This is a genomic window from Methanobacterium alkalithermotolerans (genome assembly GCF_018141185.1).
Lineage (GTDB): Archaea > Methanobacteriota > Methanobacteria > Methanobacteriales > Methanobacteriaceae > Methanobacterium_F > Methanobacterium_F alkalithermotolerans.
Map to the genome: position 1 here is coordinate 140,255 of NZ_CP058560.1, position 20,098 is coordinate 160,352.

Annotated in this window: 20 protein-coding genes; 14 read left to right on the forward strand and 6 right to left on the reverse strand. The window is 37.1% G+C overall.

Annotated features, from left to right (window positions below; translation table 11 throughout):
• Positions 1 to 89 precede the first annotated feature (89 nt).
• Positions 90 to 461 (reverse strand): DUF2085 domain-containing protein, encoded by a 372-nt coding sequence (locus HYG87_RS00705; RefSeq protein ID WP_211533330.1) that lies wholly within the window; start codon positions 459 to 461, stop codon positions 90 to 92.
• Positions 462 to 621: 160 nt separating this feature from the next.
• Here HYG87_RS00705 and HYG87_RS00710 point away from each other — a divergent pair, with 160 nt between their 5' ends.
• The 4 genes from HYG87_RS00710 (at position 622) to HYG87_RS00725 (ending at position 3,347) form a co-directional block, all read left to right on the forward strand.
• Positions 622 to 1,740 (forward strand): zinc-ribbon domain-containing protein, encoded by a 1,119-nt coding sequence (locus HYG87_RS00710; RefSeq protein ID WP_211533331.1) that lies wholly within the window; start codon positions 622 to 624, stop codon positions 1,738 to 1,740.
• Positions 1,741 to 1,752: 12 nt separating this feature from the next.
• The gene (locus tag HYG87_RS00715) at positions 1,753 to 2,073 is read left to right on the forward strand and encodes a zinc ribbon domain-containing protein (protein ID WP_211533332.1); all 321 of its coding nucleotides are present in this window, start codon (positions 1,753 to 1,755) and stop codon (positions 2,071 to 2,073) included.
• A gap of 17 nt (positions 2,074 to 2,090) precedes the next feature.
• Positions 2,091 to 2,564 (forward strand): hypothetical protein, encoded by a 474-nt coding sequence (locus HYG87_RS00720; protein WP_211533333.1) that lies wholly within the window; start codon positions 2,091 to 2,093, stop codon positions 2,562 to 2,564.
• A gap of 66 nt (positions 2,565 to 2,630) precedes the next feature.
• A complete protein-coding gene (locus HYG87_RS00725; RefSeq protein ID WP_211533334.1) occupies positions 2,631 to 3,347 on the forward strand; it encodes a zinc ribbon domain-containing protein in 717 nt (238 codons plus the stop codon).
• Between the two features lie 8 nt (positions 3,348 to 3,355).
• Here the strand turns inward: HYG87_RS00725 and HYG87_RS00730 are convergent, their stop codons facing one another.
• Entirely contained in the window at positions 3,356 to 4,300 is a 945-nt protein-coding gene (locus HYG87_RS00730; RefSeq protein ID WP_249164863.1) for a M48 family metallopeptidase, read from the reverse strand.
• A gap of 225 nt (positions 4,301 to 4,525) precedes the next feature.
• On the opposite strand from HYG87_RS00730, the gene HYG87_RS00735 reads away from it, so the two are divergent.
• The 4 genes from HYG87_RS00735 to HYG87_RS00745 all read left to right on the forward strand — a co-directional run bounded on the left by HYG87_RS00735 (position 4,526) and on the right by HYG87_RS00745 (position 6,798).
• Positions 4,526 to 4,987, forward strand: coding sequence for a GNAT family N-acetyltransferase (locus HYG87_RS00735; RefSeq protein WP_211533335.1), 462 nt, complete (start codon positions 4,526 to 4,528; stop codon positions 4,985 to 4,987).
• Between the two features lie 114 nt (positions 4,988 to 5,101).
• Positions 5,102 to 5,428, forward strand: coding sequence for a hypothetical protein (locus HYG87_RS00740; protein WP_211533336.1), 327 nt, complete (start codon positions 5,102 to 5,104; stop codon positions 5,426 to 5,428).
• 20 nt (positions 5,429 to 5,448) lie between these two features.
• Complete coding sequence (locus HYG87_RS11075; protein WP_394357457.1) at positions 5,449 to 5,790, forward strand: endonuclease/exonuclease/phosphatase family protein; 342 nt, start codon at positions 5,449 to 5,451, stop codon at positions 5,788 to 5,790.
• Between the two features lie 345 nt (positions 5,791 to 6,135).
• Positions 6,136 to 6,798 carry a zinc ribbon domain-containing protein gene (locus tag HYG87_RS00745; RefSeq protein ID WP_211533337.1) on the forward strand — a complete coding sequence of 221 codons (663 nt, stop codon included), beginning with the start codon at positions 6,136 to 6,138 and terminating at the stop codon, positions 6,796 to 6,798.
• Between the two features lie 312 nt (positions 6,799 to 7,110).
• On the opposite strand, the gene HYG87_RS00750 is transcribed toward HYG87_RS00745, so the two are convergent.
• From HYG87_RS00750 to HYG87_RS00760, 3 genes are all read right to left on the reverse strand, one after another.
• A complete protein-coding gene (locus HYG87_RS00750; RefSeq protein WP_211533338.1) occupies positions 7,111 to 7,362 on the reverse strand; it encodes a hypothetical protein in 252 nt (83 codons plus the stop codon).
• Between the two features lie 317 nt (positions 7,363 to 7,679).
• Entirely contained in the window at positions 7,680 to 8,297 is a 618-nt protein-coding gene (locus HYG87_RS00755; protein ID WP_211533339.1) for a methyltransferase family protein, read from the reverse strand.
• 75 nt (positions 8,298 to 8,372) lie between these two features.
• Positions 8,373 to 9,011: a TetR/AcrR family transcriptional regulator gene (locus HYG87_RS00760; protein ID WP_211533340.1), complete on the reverse strand. Its 639-nt coding sequence runs from the start codon at positions 9,009 to 9,011 to the stop codon at positions 8,373 to 8,375.
• Between the two features lie 542 nt (positions 9,012 to 9,553).
• On the opposite strand from HYG87_RS00760, the gene HYG87_RS00765 reads away from it, so the two are divergent.
• The 6 genes from HYG87_RS00765 to HYG87_RS00790 all read left to right on the forward strand — a co-directional run bounded on the left by HYG87_RS00765 (position 9,554) and on the right by HYG87_RS00790 (position 17,300).
• Entirely contained in the window at positions 9,554 to 11,560 is a 2,007-nt protein-coding gene (locus HYG87_RS00765) for an FUSC family protein (RefSeq protein ID WP_211533341.1), read from the forward strand.
• A gap of 459 nt (positions 11,561 to 12,019) precedes the next feature.
• On the forward strand, positions 12,020 to 13,351 hold the full coding sequence (gene mcrB, locus HYG87_RS00770; RefSeq protein WP_211533342.1) for a coenzyme-B sulfoethylthiotransferase subunit beta: 1,332 nt from the start codon (positions 12,020 to 12,022) through the stop codon (positions 13,349 to 13,351).
• Positions 13,352 to 13,373: 22 nt separating this feature from the next.
• Positions 13,374 to 13,862, forward strand: a complete 489-nt coding sequence (gene mcrD, locus HYG87_RS00775) for a methyl-coenzyme M reductase operon protein D (protein WP_211533343.1) — start codon at positions 13,374 to 13,376, stop codon at positions 13,860 to 13,862.
• 1 nt (position 13,863) lies between these two features.
• Positions 13,864 to 14,658 carry a coenzyme-B sulfoethylthiotransferase subunit gamma gene (mcrG, locus tag HYG87_RS00780; RefSeq protein WP_211533344.1) on the forward strand — a complete coding sequence of 265 codons (795 nt, stop codon included), beginning with the start codon at positions 13,864 to 13,866 and terminating at the stop codon, positions 14,656 to 14,658.
• Position 14,659: 1 nt separating this feature from the next.
• The gene (gene mcrA / locus HYG87_RS00785) at positions 14,660 to 16,315 is read left to right on the forward strand and encodes a coenzyme-B sulfoethylthiotransferase subunit alpha (RefSeq protein WP_211533345.1); all 1,656 of its coding nucleotides are present in this window, start codon (positions 14,660 to 14,662) and stop codon (positions 16,313 to 16,315) included.
• Positions 16,316 to 16,610: 295 nt separating this feature from the next.
• Positions 16,611 to 17,300 (forward strand): TetR/AcrR family transcriptional regulator, encoded by a 690-nt coding sequence (locus tag HYG87_RS00790; RefSeq protein ID WP_211533346.1) that lies wholly within the window; start codon positions 16,611 to 16,613, stop codon positions 17,298 to 17,300.
• A 98-nt stretch (positions 17,301 to 17,398) separates the two neighbouring features.
• On the opposite strand, the gene HYG87_RS00795 is transcribed toward HYG87_RS00790, so the two are convergent.
• Positions 17,399 to 20,029 carry a DEAD/DEAH box helicase gene (locus HYG87_RS00795; protein WP_211533347.1) on the reverse strand — a complete coding sequence of 877 codons (2,631 nt, stop codon included), beginning with the start codon at positions 20,027 to 20,029 and terminating at the stop codon, positions 17,399 to 17,401.
• Between the last annotated feature and the right edge of the window lie 69 nt (positions 20,030 to 20,098).

Sequence of the window (20,098 nt, forward strand, 5' to 3'; positions counted from 1 at the left end):
AAATTCATTCTAATTAATCTCAAACATGGCATAATCGCTAAATAATAACCTCTCACGATATTAATTTCTTATTCTATTTTATCCACCACTTATGATCCAAAATATAAAAATAAGGCCCATTTAAAATATTTAACCAGAATAGCTAATCCCAAACCGGCTAAAACACCAGATGTAAATCTTAAATAATTATTACTTATCCGTAGATTAAAATACTGGGTTAAACCATCTAGGAAAGTGGGAATAATCATTAAAATAGCTAAAATAATTAGCCAGATATTATAGTCCACATAATAAAAATATACATAGATAAAGTAAATAATTGAGCCCAGGTAAATTCCGGTGCAACGGGAACAGACCGGAAAATAATAATTATTTACTCTGAAGGTCCGCTCTGGTATGCGGTGGCAGATGCAACTTCCAGATACCTTTAAAATATTCTGGATAGGGCCCCAACCTTTCATACTTTATTAATATACTGCATGAATTAATAAATATTACTATATTATATATAAAAAACATTAACTTATAATAAATAATTAATAAAGATAAAGAGCATGGGGTGTAATGTTTTTTTATAAAAAAATTATTCGCTGTTTTCTTAAAATCTAAAGAGGATATGGGGTGAAAAAGGTGGTTTCCTCCCTGGAAATAGAAAATTTGATTCAAAAAAGAGATCTTAAAGAATTAGAAGAAATAGATGATCCCGAAGCACTGGATGGATTAATTGAAGCATTAGAACATGATTATTACCTGGTAAGGGCGGCAGCAGCAACAGCATTGGGGAATATGGGCCATGAAAAATCGGTTGAACCTTTAAGTCAAGCTTTAAATAAGGAAAAATACACAAAACCCGCACTTAAAATGATTCAAGCCCTGGAAAAAACCGGTGACCACCGGGCTATACCCTCTTTGAATGATGCCCAAAATTGGAGTGAACCCTCTATCCAGACGGCTGCCTCCCGGGCATTGGAAAATCTTAGAAAACAGGAAATAATATTAGAAGAAGAACCAGAAAGATCTAAAGAAATAAAAAACGAAGAAGTAAACGGATCAGAAGTTCTAGAAGAATTTGAAACAGCTAAAGGTTTAGAAGAAGAAATACCAGAAGATGTAAATCTGGAATCAGAAATAGATCCAGAAATTCCTGCTTCCAGGAGAACTTTTCCCTGTGGCCATGAAAACCCGGCTGATGCAGACTTTTGTGTGATTTGTGGTAAAAATCCCTCTTTAATAGAATGTGAAAACTGTGGAAAAGAGAATAATAAAGAGGCCAGGTTTTGCACTAACTGTGCCCGGCCTCTGGAAAAAATTCACGAGATAAAATGTGAAAACTGCGGCTTTCTAAATCCAGATAATGCCCGGTTTTGCACTAATTGCGCCCATCCCCTGGTAAAGGGCCTTAAAATAAACTGTCCTGAATGTGGAACTGAAAACGTGGCAGAAGCCCGGTACTGTCAACAATGTGCCTTTAATTTAAAACCAGGTGGAAAAATAAGTCCAGTTAGTTCTTCTGGCCCGGGCAGGGTTAAAGAAAGCACATATACATCTAACTTTCAATACAAAAATCCTGAAATCGAACAGGGCTTAAGTGCTGGTGAAGCTATTTTAATCATATTATTTTCACCCATAGCCGGCTTAATAGGATTTTTAGCGTGGAATGATAGTAAACCCAAAAAGGCCAAGGAATCATGTATTATTGGAATCATCATGTTAGTTATAGTATTATTCATCTTAATCTAGAAGGGGATTTATATGGTTTTAAGGAATCTTTTAAGGGATGAACAGGGATTTTTCATATTTGGACCATTATGGTTTGTGGTGCTGGTGGGGATAATCTATTTTATTTACTCCCTTACCCGGGATAATCCCTCCCAGCAATCCTACCAAACCAGCAATCTCCACAACCTGGTTCTGGAAACAGAATGTCCCTCCTGTGGAAGGATTAATCCACAACAGGCCCGATTCTGTATTAACTGCAGTCACTCCTTTTTAACACGAACTTGTCCTCAATGTGGTACTGAAAATCTATCTGATGCCCGGTACTGCCAGGAGTGTGCCCTGCTTTTATCATAAATATAGAGGTTAGGAAAATGGATTTAGACTTAGACTCATTAAATAAAAAAATCAATATCTTGGCAATCTTCACCGGGCTTTTTGTTTCCTTTGTGATACCGGTAATGGGATTTATAATCTATGGGGATACCATACTTTCTGGTAGTGGGCAAATAACTCCCATGGGACATATGTTCTTTTTACCTTCCATGGCCCTCCTTGGGGGATTGGTGGCTGCTTTATTAAAATCAGAAGATTTTGTGGAAGGACTGGTAAATGGTGGATTTCTGGGCCTGGTAATTACCATTATCATGGGTTTTGTGGGGGGAACCCTGATCTTGTTGTACATGCTTTTTATGGGGAACCTGTCTACCCTATTTGCCACCTCCACCACCAGTGTGCAGAATAATATTAACTTCATGCGGATAATTCTCCAGCCCTTCCTGATTATATGGAGTGGTATGCTGGGGGGTTTAGTGGGTTATATGGTTAAGGTGCCTTTTGTCAGGTAAGTGATTATTATCTGAAACATGAACTGATTTCATAACACATATAAATACTCGTGATTGGTGACTAAAATGATAGATAATCAAATTAATCAGGGATTATCATGTATGATTTGTGGCTTTAAAAATGTGGAAGGAGCCCGATTTTGTGCAAATTGTGGAAAAGAACTTAAAACATCTATAAATAATTGCAATCAATGTGGATTCGAAAATGTAGCTGGTGCTAAATTTTGTGCAGAGTGTGGGAATGAACTTCCCCTTGATGATTCACAACTTGGCCATTCATCTATCTGCCTGGTATGTTCTACCAAAAATCCAGAAAATTCAAAGTTCTGTGTTGCTTGTGCAGAAAGTCTTCCCTTAAAAAATGATGCATCGGAAACGACATGTCCCTATTGTAATTTTACCAATGTTAAAAGTTCTGTCTACTGCGCGGAATGTGGTAAAATATTATTTAAAAATTCACCCCATTCCAAGTATAAACGCCGACGTCCTGTATACAATCAAGATGAGGGAGAATCAGCTAAGTGCACTGATTTTTCCAATAAACCGGGATTACAAGAAGAATTAAATAACACTCTATTTGAAATCGAAGAAAAAGCTCAACCTATATTCAAAGAACTGGACTCCACAATTAATAAAATCTTTAATAAAAAAGAGAATAAATATGGATATCTCCTTTGTGAGTCGTGTGCAGGTTACTATGAATTAAAAGCTGGTGAATCTGCTGATGATTTTGTGGAATGTCAGTGTGGAGGTAAATTATTTTTTTCTACAATTAGGAAGTAATCTTTTTGTTATCTACGGCCAAATCTGGTACCGCATCCCGGGCAGAATTTCTCCTTTCCAGTTATTTCAAATCCACAATTTAAACAGGGCATGGTACCGGTACTTCCACTGACTTTTTTGATGGCGCTGTGTTTTTCAATAATCTGATCGTATGCTCCAGAATCCACCCATTTTAAAATTTCATGGGCACGCATTACTGTCCAGGGGTGAGTGCTGTTCATAATAAGCACTGCTTTTCCAATTTTATCCAGAGAATCATAATCAAAGTCCTGGAATTCCCGTGCCTGTTCTATGAAATCTTCAGTTTTTATTTTATCAAAATGATTTTTAGGAACACCCGACATTTTCATCATGGCACTCATTGCTGCTTCTTTATTTTGACAGGCCAGTAAACCAGCCCTATCAGCAGTAAACTCCGACATCCGGTGCCAGTATAATAAGGCCAGTGTAAGACTGGTACCCACTATACTGGATATTCCCAAGGTTAATACACTGGCTATTTCTCCCAGAACAGGGATAATACTACCCATCTGGTGATAGAGCATATGTCCACTTTTAATATGCCCTAATTCATGCCCAATAATATATAATAATTCTTCTTTACTGAGTAAATCAATAGCCCCGGAATAAAGCACGATAATAGGATTTTCAGATCCACTGGCAAATCCATTTACCTGGTAATCCCATAAAATATAAAGCTCTGGAATATAATTTAACTGTAAAATATCGCAGGCCTCCACCAGTAACTGATGGATATCAGGAAAATTATTTTTATTAACCCTTATTCCACTACCAGTAAAATCCAATCTGACTACCCTTTCTATGTAATGTTTCTGATATTTACGCGATAATTTCTCCAGTCCCGGAGTCCCTTCTAAACTCTGCAACGCCTTTCTGTCAAATTCATGCTCATATTCAACTGACTGTAACTGGTATAATATTTTACGATTCACCAACCCCACTCCTAAAGTTGTTATTAAAAAGTATGTTATAATGAACATTAAGTAATTTATGATTTGATTATCCATTTACAACTAATAAATAAAGTATAAGATTCTCTAAAAGGAGTTGTATTAATATAAAATGTAAATTATATGGATGGATATTATTTTTATATTAATCATTAAAGACATAAATTGTAATAAAGTCATATTTTATAACAAAAAAAGTTGTTTTTCATGAATGTAAATGAAATTAAATATTTACACTTAAATTTAAATAACCAGGCCGAACTTTTAAAATTAATCAAACTCTATGAAAATGTATTTGAAATGGAATCATTCCCTTATCCTTCAGATAATTATCTGGTTAAATTATTAAAAAATGAAAACATTATTTTTGTGGTTGCCAAATATGAAAAAGACATCATAGGTGGATTAACGGCCCATGAATTGCCCTCCACCTATTTTGAAGCCAATGAAGTATATGTATATGATCTGGCGGTTCATCCTAATTTCCAGAAAAAAGGGATAGGAAGCAGATTAATTGAAGAATTAAAAAACATATCATGCAGTAAAGGCGATAAAGAAATTTTCTTGCAGGCTGATGTTGGAGATGATGCTGTAGATTTCTACCATAAAATTGGTGGAGTTCCGGAGAATGTTATTCATTTCTCCTTTTCCTGCAATAAAAAAGGATAAATAAACTAAATTCCAGGCACGGCTATAATTCAGGGGATGGTTTTTTAGTATTACTGGCTAGAAAGATTAATATATCGGGCTAAATTGTTAATTCAAATAAATTAGGAGATAAAAATGAGAATAACCAATTTAAATATCTGGCATGGGGGATCCCAGAAAAGAAATCCTCTAATTATAGATTATCTTTTAAGTACAAAATCAGATTTGATGGTACTTACTGAATTTATTAATAAAGATGGTGGTAAGGAGATTATACATGCCCTGGAATCAGAAGGCTACCAGACTCAAGTTTCTAATACAGATGGGGGTTATGGCTCTTTAATAGCCTCTAATATGAACTTTATCAAGGTAAATAGTGAAGATCGCTGGTTAGAAGTTTATCTAAGTGAACTGGACTTACATGTGCTGGGAGTATACATACCCCATCAACCGGTAAAATAAAGAATGATTTCTGGTCTAAAATCAGGGAATATTCTCTTAATAATCAGGATAAAAACGTTCTAATAACAGGAGACTTTAATAGCTGCACCAGGGAAGATTCCTCTAATCAAAGTGAATACAATCCCCTGGATCTAGAAAAATTAGAAGAATCAGGATACATTGACCTGTGGAAAGTAGGCCACCGGGATGAAGATGAACGCTTTACCTGGTATTACCATGATGGAACCGGCTTTAGATTGGATTACTTCCTAGCATCACCGGGTCTTTATTCAAAATTAAATGGGTTTAAAGTTTCTCATGATGCAGGGGTAAGGGATAAGGGTATTTCTGATCACTCCGCTATTTTATTGGAGTATATATAATTAAAATGATTAATTTTTGAAACTCACATCCTTTAAAATTTCGGAGAAAAATGAATTTTTTAATATATTTTTTGATTTGATTTTTAAAACTAAGGTTCTAATAATAAGAAAAACTTAAAATATTTCATAGGGAACATAGGTTTAAACTTGATTACCATTTCACAGTTTTAATGCAGAATTAGGGGTTTTTTTCTACTCTCATTTTAAGCAAATTTTTGGGAGAGTGCACCTGGAAGTTATTTTTACTTAATCTTTTTCTTTTTATTCTACAGTGCTTTCAAATTTATTAACCTATTAAAATCCCGCTTTTATAAATAATAAAACGGTTCAGGGGGGTTTTTTAGGATGAAATGTCCAAAATGTGAAACTGAAATAGAAGATTCTGATGATTATTGTCGTAAATGTGGAGAACCTGTATCTGAGGGTGGAAAAAAGAAACTAACACTTTTTGATACTGTATTGGGATTAATGTTGCTTGTTTTTCTGTTGTTATTTGCCTGGTTGGCTATAGACACCTATTTTAGAATTGTAGATAATGAAACATGGAGAAAACTATTTTTCATGGCGGCTGCAGGAGGTATAGGGGGAACCTTAGCTGCCCTAAATTCATTCAGTATCCATCAAGCATCGGAAAAATTCAAAGTTAGTTTTATTTGGTGGTATTTAGTTAGACCTTTGGCTGGATTAATATTAGGTGTGGTAGTATATCTGCTCCTACTTTCAAACCTTTTAATTCTGGAATTACCTGCAGATGCAGCTACACCACTTACCACCTTAACATATTCTGTAATTGCATTTTTAGCAGGTTTCGCATCAAAAGAAGTAATAACAAAGCTCAGAGAAGTGATTAAAACCATTATACCTTATAATGCCACCGAGACTGAGGAGCCACCTACTCCTCCTGAGTCCCGTTTCGAGGTTGTGGAAAACCCTGACCCTCTCCTCACTGAGGAGCCACCTACTCCTCCTGAGACTGAGAAGAAGGATACTAAACTACAAGAAAAATAATCTAAACCATTGACCTTTTTTTTGAGATTATTCACTAAAAATAAATTTAAACTCCATATTTCTTTTAATAATAGAAAATTCAGTCTTAAAACACTCTGATGTAGTTAGATAATCATGCTATAGTTTCTACCAGAAAATTGGTGTATTTCCGGAAAATGTGATTCATTTCTCCTCTATTTCTAAGGAGAATATGTAATATAAACTAATGATAATTAGTGAATAATTATCTTTTAAAAAATTTAAAATAAATACTTTTTTAAGTAGAAAAAAATAGATTTTAGCCCTATTATAAGCAGAATTTAATTAATAGAGCTAACTTTCAAGGGGGACAATATCTTCTCCACTTTCTTCATCGCCGCCTTCATCTTTACTCTCATCATCACTGCTTTTATCACCATCTCCAGTGCTATCTCCAGTGCTATCTGCGGATTCATCCCCCATGCCTTGTGATCCAATACATCCTGCTGTTAGTATCACGAAGACCAAAAACAAGAATGAGATGATGTATATTCCTCTTTTATTCAACTTAACCCCTCCTTTATAATCAAGGCCCCATATTTTCAAATTATAAATATAATTAAATATTTTTCTTATTTTTGAATTAAGTGCTTGGGGGGCCGAGGTATATAATATTAGATTAAGAAGACATAATAAATTATCTTTTAAGAGCTCATAAAAACGAAAAAAAACCATAAAAAAATAATTTAATTTAAGGGCGTAGTAAAAAAAATTTTAAAAATAAACTATTATCTAGAGCCTTAAAACGGTAAATCAATATTATAACTACCAATGAAATAAACTATTCAAGCCATTTTATTTAGCAAATTTTTTTTTAAAAAAATAAAAAGTAAATAAAGGAGGAATAGGGTTAGTAAACCACCTCACAACACATAAGGAATAAACATCCGGGTCTTAGCCTTATATTCCTGGTATTCTTCTCCAAATTCATCCAGCATATCCTGTTCTTCCCTTTTAGCCAGCTTGTAGTACAATACAAGTAACAGCAGGTAGAGAACAATAAGGGGTATGGTGGCCCATTCAAACATGATGCCCAGGGTTATTAAAAAGAAGCCGGTGTACTGGGGATGGCGCAGATACTTGTATATCCCATCGGTAACCAGTTTTCCTTCTCCAGTTTCTTTTATCCAGTAGTTTTTATGGATCCTCTTCCAGCCCACCAGTACCAGGGCCACCCCACTAAGGGAGATTAATAATCCAATCCAGGTTCCTAAATCTCCAATGTAACTGCTGAGGGTATGTCCCCATAGTATTCCTTCTGGTAACCAGATACCAAAGGCCCATCCCAGGGCAAACATGGAAAAGGGCACTCCGAACATTTCTATGGCAAAGGCCACCACAAAGGCCAGGTAGGCCCCGGTGGGTTTAACCTTACTTTTCTTATAAAAGGGTACAAATAGTAAAAACACAGCATAAATAGCAATCCAAACCAGTACCGCCCACCAGTTTCCAAAGTGGGACCAGATATTTTCTTCTAACACGTATTATCACCTTAATTATCAAAATTTATTAATATTTTTAAAATCTAATTTATTTATTTTTTAAATCGATTATCATTAATTCCGGGTAGTTTTATTCTCCAGGCAATTCATCATCAAATCCATATTATATTCAATCACTTCCTGGTGGCTTAATCCATGATCCTGCATATGCATCTGGATAGCCGGGGTGAGGTTGATGATGTTTTGCATGGAGGAGGTTAATATCAGGGCGGATTTTACCGGGTCCACCCCGGGACGGATACTACCATCTTCCAATCCTTCCTGGAATGATTTTACCACCATGGAGAAAATTTCAAGCCGTATTTTTTTTAAGTCCTCCATACAGGTGAAGTCCGGGTCAAAGGGTATTTCATAGTAAAAGCGGGATAGGGAGTAACTGGGGTATTCCTGGTAGAATTTGATGTAAGCCCGGGTGAGTAGTCTGATTTTTTCCATTCCACTTACCTTTTTTTTATAGCATTTTTGGAATTTGTCATTTAATACCTGGAAGTTTTCCAGGGCAATATCCAGATAAATTTCTTCCTTGTTTTTAAAGTAAAGGTAAAGGGTGCTCCGGGCCAGTTCACTTTTCTGGGCAATATGGTTCATGGTTACGTTTTCATAACCCTTTTCTATTAATAATTCCCGGGCAGCTTCCTGTATATCTTTTTTCCGCTGTTCTTTTTCTCTTTTTTTTCTCTCTGATAGGGTCATCCACATACTTCCTTGATATATCCTTATACCCTAGACACCTGATACTATGACATATTGTCATAAGATGTACAATATGATATATAATGACATAGTGTCACTAACTAACACTCTGTCATAATATTATATAAAGCTTTGCCCCGGGATGACTTAATTTAAAAAAAAATAATCATCGCGGGGGATTAACAATAAAAAAAATCAGATTGATTTTTAGGATTATTACCAGTCCTGGTAAGAGTATGGAAAAAAACAGGGTTCTTAGCATGGAAAAATCATAGGGCCAGGTGGGAGCACTCTTAAGTTCCTTTTTAAAAACATTAAGGGCATTAATTTCAGCGGCCAATTCACTGGCTGATTTTCAAATTATGGTTCGGGTTTAATCATATTTCAGGGATTTTTTTCTAAATTAAACTATATAATTAACTATTAATTATATTTTAAGCTATTTTTAAGGTTATGAATTTATTTAGGAATAAATACTTACTAGGGTTTTGAGTATACTTAAAATTAGTTTATATAAATATAAGTTGTAAGGGGATACTATTTTGAATAATCCATCACTAAGAATGTGGAAAAGCAGGCTTAAAAACCTCCTCTTTGCCAAAGATGCACCACCTAACTGGAAAGGTGGAAAATATTTTATCCTGATACTTTTACTGCTTTTACCTTTATCTTTTTTACTGGAACTGGGACCGGCCCAGAAAATATTTCTCTTTGTGGGACTTCTAATTAGTCAGATTAATTTAATAAAACTCCCCTTAAAAAATATGATACCTCTTAACCTGGTGTTCATTATTCTGGTTGGTTTATCAGTTTTTTCTGCCTCATTGGGTCTTTACCATCCTCTTTTAGGACTGATATTTTTAATAATCTGGATCTGGTTTTATTCTATTCTTAATATTTCAGGAAAGGTAACTGGCTCTATTGCTTATCTGGGCCTCCTTTTATACTTCTATTCCTCCATCATCTTTGTAGATTCTCAGCTACCACCACTGGACTGGGGATTATATGCTGCTACCGCAACCCTTATAGGGGCTTTGGCCATTATACTGATACGCATATTCCAGAAAAACCCGGCAAAAAGAGAAATACTATCATCCTGTTTTTCCCCCAGCACTGATTTTAAATCCATTGTCAATGCCCAGAAATTATTAAATATATCTGAAAAATCAAAAACTGGTAGCCTGGTACAATTAGCAACCAAAATAGCCACCTTACGCTTCCAGATACCCCACCTGGAAGAAGAACTACTCTCACCTTCTTTAGAACTATTCCAGGAATATATTGCGGAAGTGGATAAACTAACCCTGAAAATATCCGATATCATACTCCACAAGGAGTCCTCTAATTTAAGCTTTAATAAACTGGAAACTCTTTTTACTAAAATCATGAATTTAGATACTAAAGAAGATGATTTAAGCCTTAAAATATTAGTCTCCCAGTTCCAGGATCAATTAGTTAAAACCAGAAAAGTGCTCCAGGGTGAACTTATCCTGGAAGTTCAGCCCCTCCCCCTTTCCCCTAAAGTTCCCTTCAGAGATAATTTACGCTCCAACCTCAATTTAAATAATCTCTATGTGCGCCATGGTATACGCTTTTCTCTGGCAGTGGGAGCGGCCTTTCTACTCTATCTATTAACCGGTTCATATGATGTGCACTGGGTGGCCATGTCCATTTTCCTGGTTCTAAAAGTGGATATCATCAGTACTAAAAAGAGGATGATTATCCGCATACTTGCCACCATAATAGGGGTGGTGCTGGCGGTCCTGATTGCCCTCTTCTTAATGCACCTGGGATTGGCCTATATTTTACCATTACTGGGTCTCATCTGCCTGGTGCTTGTGGTGGTCTATCTACCAGTTAATTATCTCTATGTGGTATTTTTTACCAGCCTCTTAATAATATTCCTGGAACCAGTACAACTTATACCCTTAATGGGAGCTTCCCGGATAATGGATGTGATTACTGGTTCTGTTATTGCCTTTGGAGCAGCCTACCTTATCTTACCCAGCCGGATAATGGTGAATTTACCCCAGCTTCTTATAAAAAGAATTTCCTCCACCCAGGATTTTATCACCACCTCCCTGGAAGGGGATGATATTCCTCCTCTTTTTGATATTTTAAGTGCCCATAATAATCTCCAGGCGGGTATCATCAAACTTAAAGACTCCCAACCCCAATCCCTCCAGGATATAAAAGCCTATGAAGATATGGCTCTTTGTCTGGATGGATTACTTGGAGATTATATAGCCACCTTATCCCACCTTAAGAAAATAAAAACTCCTGAATCCAAGCTGGATGAACCTCTTAATTTAATGCAGGGTATACTGGGCCACCTGCAGGATATGGTCCTTTCAAAAAAGCCAATAAACCCACCAGATTTAGAATACATAAACCAGGAACTAAAAAGATTAAAGGATAAAATCAATGCACCGGATTATATAATCCTATTAAAATACGGGGAATGGATACTCTCTGATGTGGAGCTACTATCTCATCTGATTAAGGAAAATAAGGAGAGGGGTTTATTTGAAAAATACAGGAAACTTTAGACTTAAGTATAATTATTTACATTAATTTTATTCTTACAATTTTTGGACTTAAATAAAGCAGCTAACCTTATTTTAGTCAGTTGGTAACTTTTAACCCACTGATTAATGTGATTTATGCCCTTGAAAGGTATTAATCGTATTAGTTATCCCGGGACCTGGCTCTAAAACTATATATATGAAAATGACCACTAATTATAAAATGACCACTAGTCAGCATATGACTTAAAGTAAAAAATTAAACACTGGTCAAAAATTTAAAAGGAAATCAGATTTTTGTAGAATCTATTTTTCCTGAAGCTATAGAAGGTACCAGGAGATAAATCACTATTTAACTCTCCTTATGAGTTTTTTCCCACCTGACAAATGACTCTCATCATAATTTATCTTTCCCTGGAACCTTCCATTGGCTTAAAATTCATTGATTTAATGAAAAAAAATTACTATAGAGGTGTAAAAATTATGCCAACCTACGAAGACAGAATAGACCTATACGGGGTTGATGGAAAACTTTTAGAAGAAAACGTTCCTCTAGAAGCAGTTAGTCCCCTCATAAACCCTACCATTGAAAAAATTGTACAGGAAGTAAAACGATCCGTAGCCATAGACATATCCGGGATACAAAATTCCCTGGAAAAAGCCGCCTACGGTGGTAAATCCAATTTTGTACCAGGAAGAGAATTAGAACTACCTCTAATGGATAATGCCGACTTACTGGCTGAAAAAATCCAGAAAATAATCCAGGTTACCGAAGACGATGATTTCAATCTAAAACTCATCAATGGCGGTAAACAAATGCTGGTACAACTACCATCCCAGCGGATGAATATGGCCGCCGACTACACCGTATCCACCCTGGTAACCGGAGGAGCAGTAATCCAGGCCATCATCGACACTTTTGATGTGGATAAATTTGATGCCCCTGCAGTAAAAACCGCTGTTTTAGGAAGATATCCTCAAACTGTGGACTTCACCGGCGCCCACATCACCGCCTTATTAGGGCCTCCTGTAATGCTGGAAGGATTAGGTTACGGACTCCGGAACATCATGGCCAATCACGTGGTGGCCATCACCAACAAAAACACCCTGAACGCCGTGGCTTTATCCTCCATATTAGAGCACACCTCCATGTTCGAAACCGGTGATGCTTTAGGAGCATTTGAAAGATTCCACTTACTGGGTATGGCTTACCAGGGATTAAATGCCAACAACCTGGTATATGATCTGGTAAAAGAAAATGGTAAAGGAACCGTGGGTACTGTTATGGCTTCCCTGGTGGAGAGAGCCTTAGATGACGGAGTAATTAAGGTACAAAAAACCATGCCTTCCGGATTCCAGGTATATGAACCTACCGATTGGGCTTTATGGAATGCCTATGCTGCATCAGGATTATTAAGCTCGGTAATTGTAAATATTGGTGCTTCTCGAGCCGCCCAGGGTATTGCTTCTACCATCTTATATTACAATGATATCCTGGAATACGAAACCGGATTACCTGGTGTAGACTATGGTCGAGTGGAAGGTACTGGTGTGGGTATGAGTTTCTTCTCCCATTCCATCTATGGTGGAGGAGGACCTGGAACTTTCCATGGAAACCACGTGGTAACCCGTCACAGTAAAGGATTTGCCGTACCTTGTTCTGCAGCAGCCATGTGTCTGGATGCCGGTACCCAGATGTTCTCAGTAGAAGCCACCTCTGGACTGGTAGGCAGAGTATATGGAGATATCAGTTACTTAAAAGAACCAATAGAACATGTAGCAGACGGAGCCCGGATAATAAAGGATGAAATCTGATAATTATCTATAAAGGGATAGAATGGAACCAATAAAAGCTGTAGATATCAAGATATTTCCCTACCGGCGCCTGAAACCAGCCACCACTGAAAGAATACTCAATGAAATAATGAAACTGGAGGGTATTCTACGGGTGCTGCTTAATGGAGAATCCCTACCTCAGATAGTGGGATATGGCCCGGCTAAAGGAACCAGAGTCAACCATGAAGATAGAAAGGTTATACAACTAAAAGATCATGATTTAGAACTCTCCGTCACCGTGGGGGATATTATCATAACTGTCCTCCATGAAAAACAGGAAGTATTTCTAAAAAAACTGGAAGATATCCTGGGAAATAATCTTTCATGCAATTTCGAAGTATCTGCAGGAATTTTTACTAAAACAAATATTACAGTTTCTGATTATCTGAAAATAGATCGTGGAATAGAACAGGAAATAGAACCAACCTATATTGGACTGGTTGATCCTGGATCAAAGTCAGAAGATACTGTAAGATTAATAGGTGATTAATATGTCTTACAAAGCCCAATACAGCCCTGGAAATACAAAAATCGCGGAAAACCGTAGGAATCACATGGACCCTGATTATGAACTAAAAAAAATCAGGGAAATTGCTGATGAAGATATAGTTAAAATTTTAGGCCACCGAAATCCGGGAGAAGGCTACAAAACCGTACACCCTCCCTTAGAAGAAATGGATTTCGAACTGGATATGATGAAGGAAATGGTAGAACCTCTACCTGGAGCCATGCAGGGTAACCGAACCCGTTATATTCAATTTGCTGATTCCATGTATAATGCTCCGGCCCAACCCTATGACCGGGCCCGAACTTACATGTGGAGATTCAGAGGAGTGGATACCGGAACCCTATCTGGCCGGCAGGTTATAGAAATCCGGGAACTGGACCTGGAAAAAATATCCAAAACACTAACTGAAACCGAACTATTTGATCCAGCAAAATGTGGTATACGAGGGGCTACCGTACACGGACACTCCCTGAGACTGGATGAAAACGGGTTAATGTTCGATGCCCTGCAGAGATACGTATACAACGAAGAAACTAAGGAGATATCCTATATCAAGGACCAGGTAGGAAGACCCCTGGATGAACCGGTAAATATGGGAGAAGCCCTGGATGATGAACACCTCTCTAATATAACCACCATTTACCGCAGTGACAATATAAGCATGCGGGATGATCCTGAAGCCCGGGAAGTAGTGGAAACCATACACTCCAGTAGAACTGATGGTGGATTTGGTTTAGAAGTTTTCAAAGACGATTTAAAACGTAAAATAGGTGAATAGAATGGAAACTGAAAAGAAATTATTTTTAAAAGCTTTAAAAAATAAATTTGATGAGGATCCAGATAAACCTAACACTGATTTCTACTGTTTCGGTGGATGGGAGCAATCTCCTCGTAAAAAGGAATTCAACCAGCATGCAGAAAAACTGGTAAAAGAAAGAGGAGGACTCCCCTTTTATAATCCAGATATAGGAGTTCCTCTGGGTCAAAGAAAACTGATGGCCTACAAAGTATCCGGAACCGACACCTATGTAGAAGGAGACGACCTCCACTTTTGTAACAACAGTGCCATTCAACAGTTATCTGATGATATAAAACGAACTATTATTGTGGGTATGGATACCGGTCATGCTGTACTGGAAAAACGTTTAGGTGTAGAAGTAACCCCGGAAACCATCAATAACTACATGGAAACCATAAACCATGCCCTGCCTGGAGGGGCCGTGGTGCAGGAACACATGGTAGAAGTACACCCTGGTTTAGTAGGAGACTGTTATGCCAAAATATTCACCGGAGACGATAATCTGGCTGATGAACTGGATAGTCGATTCTTGATTGATATCAATAAGGAGTTTCCAGAAGACCAGGCCGAAATGTTAAAAAAATACATTGGCAATAAAACCTACCAGATTAGCCGGGTCCCCAGTATGGTGGTACGTACCTGTGATGGAGGAACCGTATCCCGATGGTCAGCCATGCAAATCGGTATGAGTTTCATTTCAGCCTACAAACTCTGTGCTGGAGAAGCAGCAATAGCTGACTTTTCTTATGCTGCTAAACACGCTGATGTAATAGAGATGGGTACTTTCCTACCGGCTAGAAGAGCTCGTGGACCTAATGAGCCAGGAGGTATTGCTTTTGGTATCTTAGCCGATATGATCCAGACCTCCCGAATTTCTGAAGACCCAGCTGAAGTAAGCCTGGAAGTAATAGCTGCTGCAGCTGCTATCTATGACCAGATCTGGCTGGGTTCCTACATGTCTGGAGGAGTGGGCTTTACCCAGTATGCCAGTGCCGCCTATACCGATGATATCCTGGATGACTTCCTCTACTATGGAATGGACTATGTGGAGAAAAAGTATGGTATATGTGGTACAAAGGCCAGTATGGATGTGGTAAAAGACATCTCCAGTGAAGTAACCCTCTATGCCCTGGAACAATATGAAATACCCACCTTACTGGAAGATCACTTTGGAGGATCCCAGAGAGCTGCTGTAGCATCCGCTGCTGCAGGATGTTCTACTGCTTTTGCCACAGGAAACTCCAATGCAGGAATCAATGGATGGTACCTCAGCCAGATTCTACATAAAGAAGTACACAGCAGACTGGGATTCTATGGATACGATCTGCAGGACCAGTGTGGAGCTTCCAACTCCCTATCGGTACGTAGTGATGAAGGTTTAATCCATGAATTAAGAGGACCTAACTATCCTAACTATGCTATGAATGTGGGGCATCAGCCAGAATATGCAGGAATAGCCCAGGCACCTCACGCTGCCCGGGGAGATGCTTTCTGTGTTAACCCTCTAATTAAAATAGCCTTTGCTGATGATAATCTGGCATTTGACTTTAAAAATCCCAGAAAATCCATTGCTAAAGGTGCCCTAAGGGAATTTACCCCTTGCGGTGAAAGGGATCTCATAACCCCTGCCCAGTAAACAAGATAAAGGTGGTTTACTAAAAAAAACCACCCCTTCTTTTTTTTATTCCCGGAAACCTTAGCTTTTTTAAGAAAACTTTTTTTTAAATTTAACAATAGTTCAATAAAATTGATTAATATACTATTTTTAGATTTAACCATAGTCCTATAAAATATACTATTTTTTTTTAGATATCATTTAATCAATTTAATAACAATACATCTATTTATGGCCTTCAGATAATATTTAATAATTAATTATTATAAATAAAGAGTTGAACATTAAATTTACGATTTTTATAGGGGTGAAGAAGATGTCCATCCTTCAAAGAAGGGAAAGAGAAAAAAAGAAAAGGCGACAGGATATCATTAATGCTGCTGAGAAATTATTCTTTTCTAAAGGCTATGATAATGTTTCCATGAATGATATTGCCCGGGAAGTGGAGCTATCCAAGGCCACCCTTTATTTATATTTCCAGAATAAAGAAACCCTTTTTTTTGCCATAGTAGTTAAAGGGACCCGGCTTCTTAATTCCATGATTAGAGATAGTATAAATGATAATTTAAATGGCCTGGAAAAGGTGGATGCCTATAGAAATGCTTATTATGACTTCACCAAAAAATATCCAGATTATATTCATATCTACAATTACTTCCAATCCGGGAGATTCAGCCCACCACAAAGTGATATTCTATCACAAAAAGAAGATGATACTTCCCTGTCCTATGTAAGTGAATGCGCTGAAGAAGTACTTAAATTACGTAATGAAAGATTCTTTATTCTAGAAAAATCCATAGAAGAAGGAATAGCTGATGGAACCATGCGCCCGGATATAGATCCGGTGGAAACAGCCATTCTATTATCGGCCATCTCCAAGAGTTTATCCCACATACCCTCAGATCATGAGAGGTTACTCCAAAAAAGGGGTATAGATCATGACCAGTATTTCCAGGATGTAAGTGAATTTATACTGCTTATGATTAAAAATAATAATTCGGAATAACTCATTAAATCATAGAGTATACGGTTTATACCTAAAAAAAATAATTTCCTGAAAAATTCTTTTAAAAATCTTTTTTTTGCTTATATTTTATGAAAAACTTATTTTTCCAGGATTATGGTGTTATCTTCTCCTATTAATTTTAAAAGCTTTCTTAAATCCCCTGCTTTTTTTAGAGTGGTGGAGTTTCCCACCACCATTAACTTTCTTTTGGCCCGGGTGAGGGCCACATTAAGCTGGGGTTTCTGGGCCATGAATTTTTTGGTGTAAGGATTTAATTTACCCAGGCCACTTTTACAAAAACTGAGGATGATTACTTCTTTTTCCCGGCCCTGGAAACGATAAACGGTATCCACCTCCACCAGCTCATTATTCAAGATTTCTTTTATCTTCTGTTTTTGCCGCTGGTAAGGGGTGATAATTCCCATATCTTCTGCACTTAAACCATTTTTAAGAAATTTTTCCACCAGGTAAACTACCAGCTTAGATTCAGCGGTATTCACACAACCACTACCGGTCTCATCCTCAAAGTAATCCAGCTTAGATGTATCAATATAGGTTAAAGGAGATGCAAGGTTAAGTAAGTCCTGGTTATTAAATTGGGCCAGAGATTCAAAATCTAAGAGGAGACCATTATTCTTATCTTTATTATCATTTCCATAGGCACTGGATGGGAATTTTCTTATTTTACTGTATTTTGCTTCAGGTAGATTGTCCCCTTCACTGCTGCTTAAATTATCCATGAGTTTAAGCTCGCTTACGGTGCTACCAGTTAGTAATTTACCTTTATAGAATAATTCACTGGATAGGTTGGCAATATCCTGATGCATCCGGTACTGGGTATTTAAAAAAGTGGCTGATTCTGGGTAATAATCCAGTAAACGATTGAAGATTGACTGGTTAAGTGCCGGGGATAACCTGGATTCTTCTATAGGTTGGAGTTGCTTATCATCCCCTACCAGGATGAAGTGACCACATTTTATTAAGGGAAGAAGAGACATGAAACTGGCCACCTGACTGGCTTCATCCATTATCATACAATCAAAGTTATCATGTTCCATTAAACGATGGGAAGAAGAAATAACAGTGGAAGCCACCACCTTAACCCCAAAAAACACCTCTTTTTCAATATCCATTATCAAATTCTGTTTATCCGCTTTTAATTTATCCAGATTGCTTTTAAGGCCTTCTAAATCATCCTTTATTTTAGCCCTTTTATTTTTTTTAAGATTAATGGCCAGGTTCAACTGGTTTATCTCGGTATTTATCAGGACCATTTTTTTATCCAGAGCCTGGTAGTAATGATCATAAGCTTCTAATATTACTTTATCAGTAATTCGGGCAGTTTCTGATTCAATCTCTACTTTTTTTAAATCTAAAAATGATGCCTGGGATTTTAAAATATCCAGCTGGGATTTAATTGCATCACCAATTAAATCACCCTCCCCTTGAGGATATAATTGTTCCAGCTCAGCCTCCAACAGGTCATGGGCCTCCCAGTAACCCTGGAAAGTATTAACCATTTCCTGATAAGCTTTATCCTTTTTTTGAATTTCTATTTCAAATTCCTGATATTTTGAAGAATTAAAAATAGAGGAAACCTTCTTTAAAATTTTTTTAGATTTTAATTCCTTTAATTCCTTTTCCAGGGCATAAAAAGTATCATTATCGGGAAGTTCTGCTTCCAGTTCCCCTAACTCATAGATATTACCGGCCAGTTCCAGATATTCTTCTGCTTTTTTCTTTTTAAGACCCATTTCTTTTTCTATTATCAAATTATCGGAGTTAGAATCATTTTTATAAAGTAAAGTGGTTTTAGCTGGAATCAGCTCTTTTTTTTCATGTTTCAGGCGGTATAGTATGTTTCTAAAATTAAAAATCTGAGATCTTAAAATATTAATCTGCTTTTGAATTTTTTTATCTTCACTCACCTGTTCTTTAATGGCCAGAAAGGTGTTCTTTATTTTCTCATCCCATTCCCTTACCTGAGACCATTGGGGATGATGTTTCCTTTGCTCCTGTAGTGCCAGGTGCCTCACCGGTCTAGATATTTCACTTAAACTACCCAGTCGCAGTATCTTTTCTCCATCTAAATTCAGTTTTTCCAGAATATTATCCACCGAACTATTGGTCCAGGCAGTAACAAGTACTCTATCTCCACCTTGCACCTTCGTTTGTATAATTTCTCGTATAACCGTAGTTTTACCTGTCCCGGGAGGTCCAATAATCAAATGAAAATCTTTTGCTTTCAGGGATTTTTTTACCGCATCATGTTGTTTTTGGTTTAGATGCGGAGCCATATAATCAAGATGTGAGGTGTTATATTGGGGCTGGCCTTTATTAATTAAAAATTTAAGAATTCTCTTATTATCTTCATTAAGCTGGTTTTCTTCAATTTTGTCTATGGCCCGTTCTAGTTTTTCTAAAATAAGGTTTATTAAATTAGTATCCACCAGGACTTTCTGGTTCAGTTTTAGTTTATGGATTTTTTTATAATTTAAAATCAGGTGGGGACCATAATAATCCATTACCGTGGCAAAATCCTCATCCAGGAGTACCAGGGCCCCGGGATAAAAATCATAATTTTTTTTAAGTACCAGGTGCAGGGTGTTTTGCAGGGGATTTAATTCCACCACTTCCCCTTTTATTTTGGTAGAAGGCCTCATCTCACCTTGAATATACTCCCTTATCTCCCGGGTAATGGCCTCTAAATCAGGGTTAATATCACTCATATCTTCACCAGGGTCTCAGCTTAAAATAAGGGGGATACTAATATTCATTCTCTCGTATACAGGGGATTA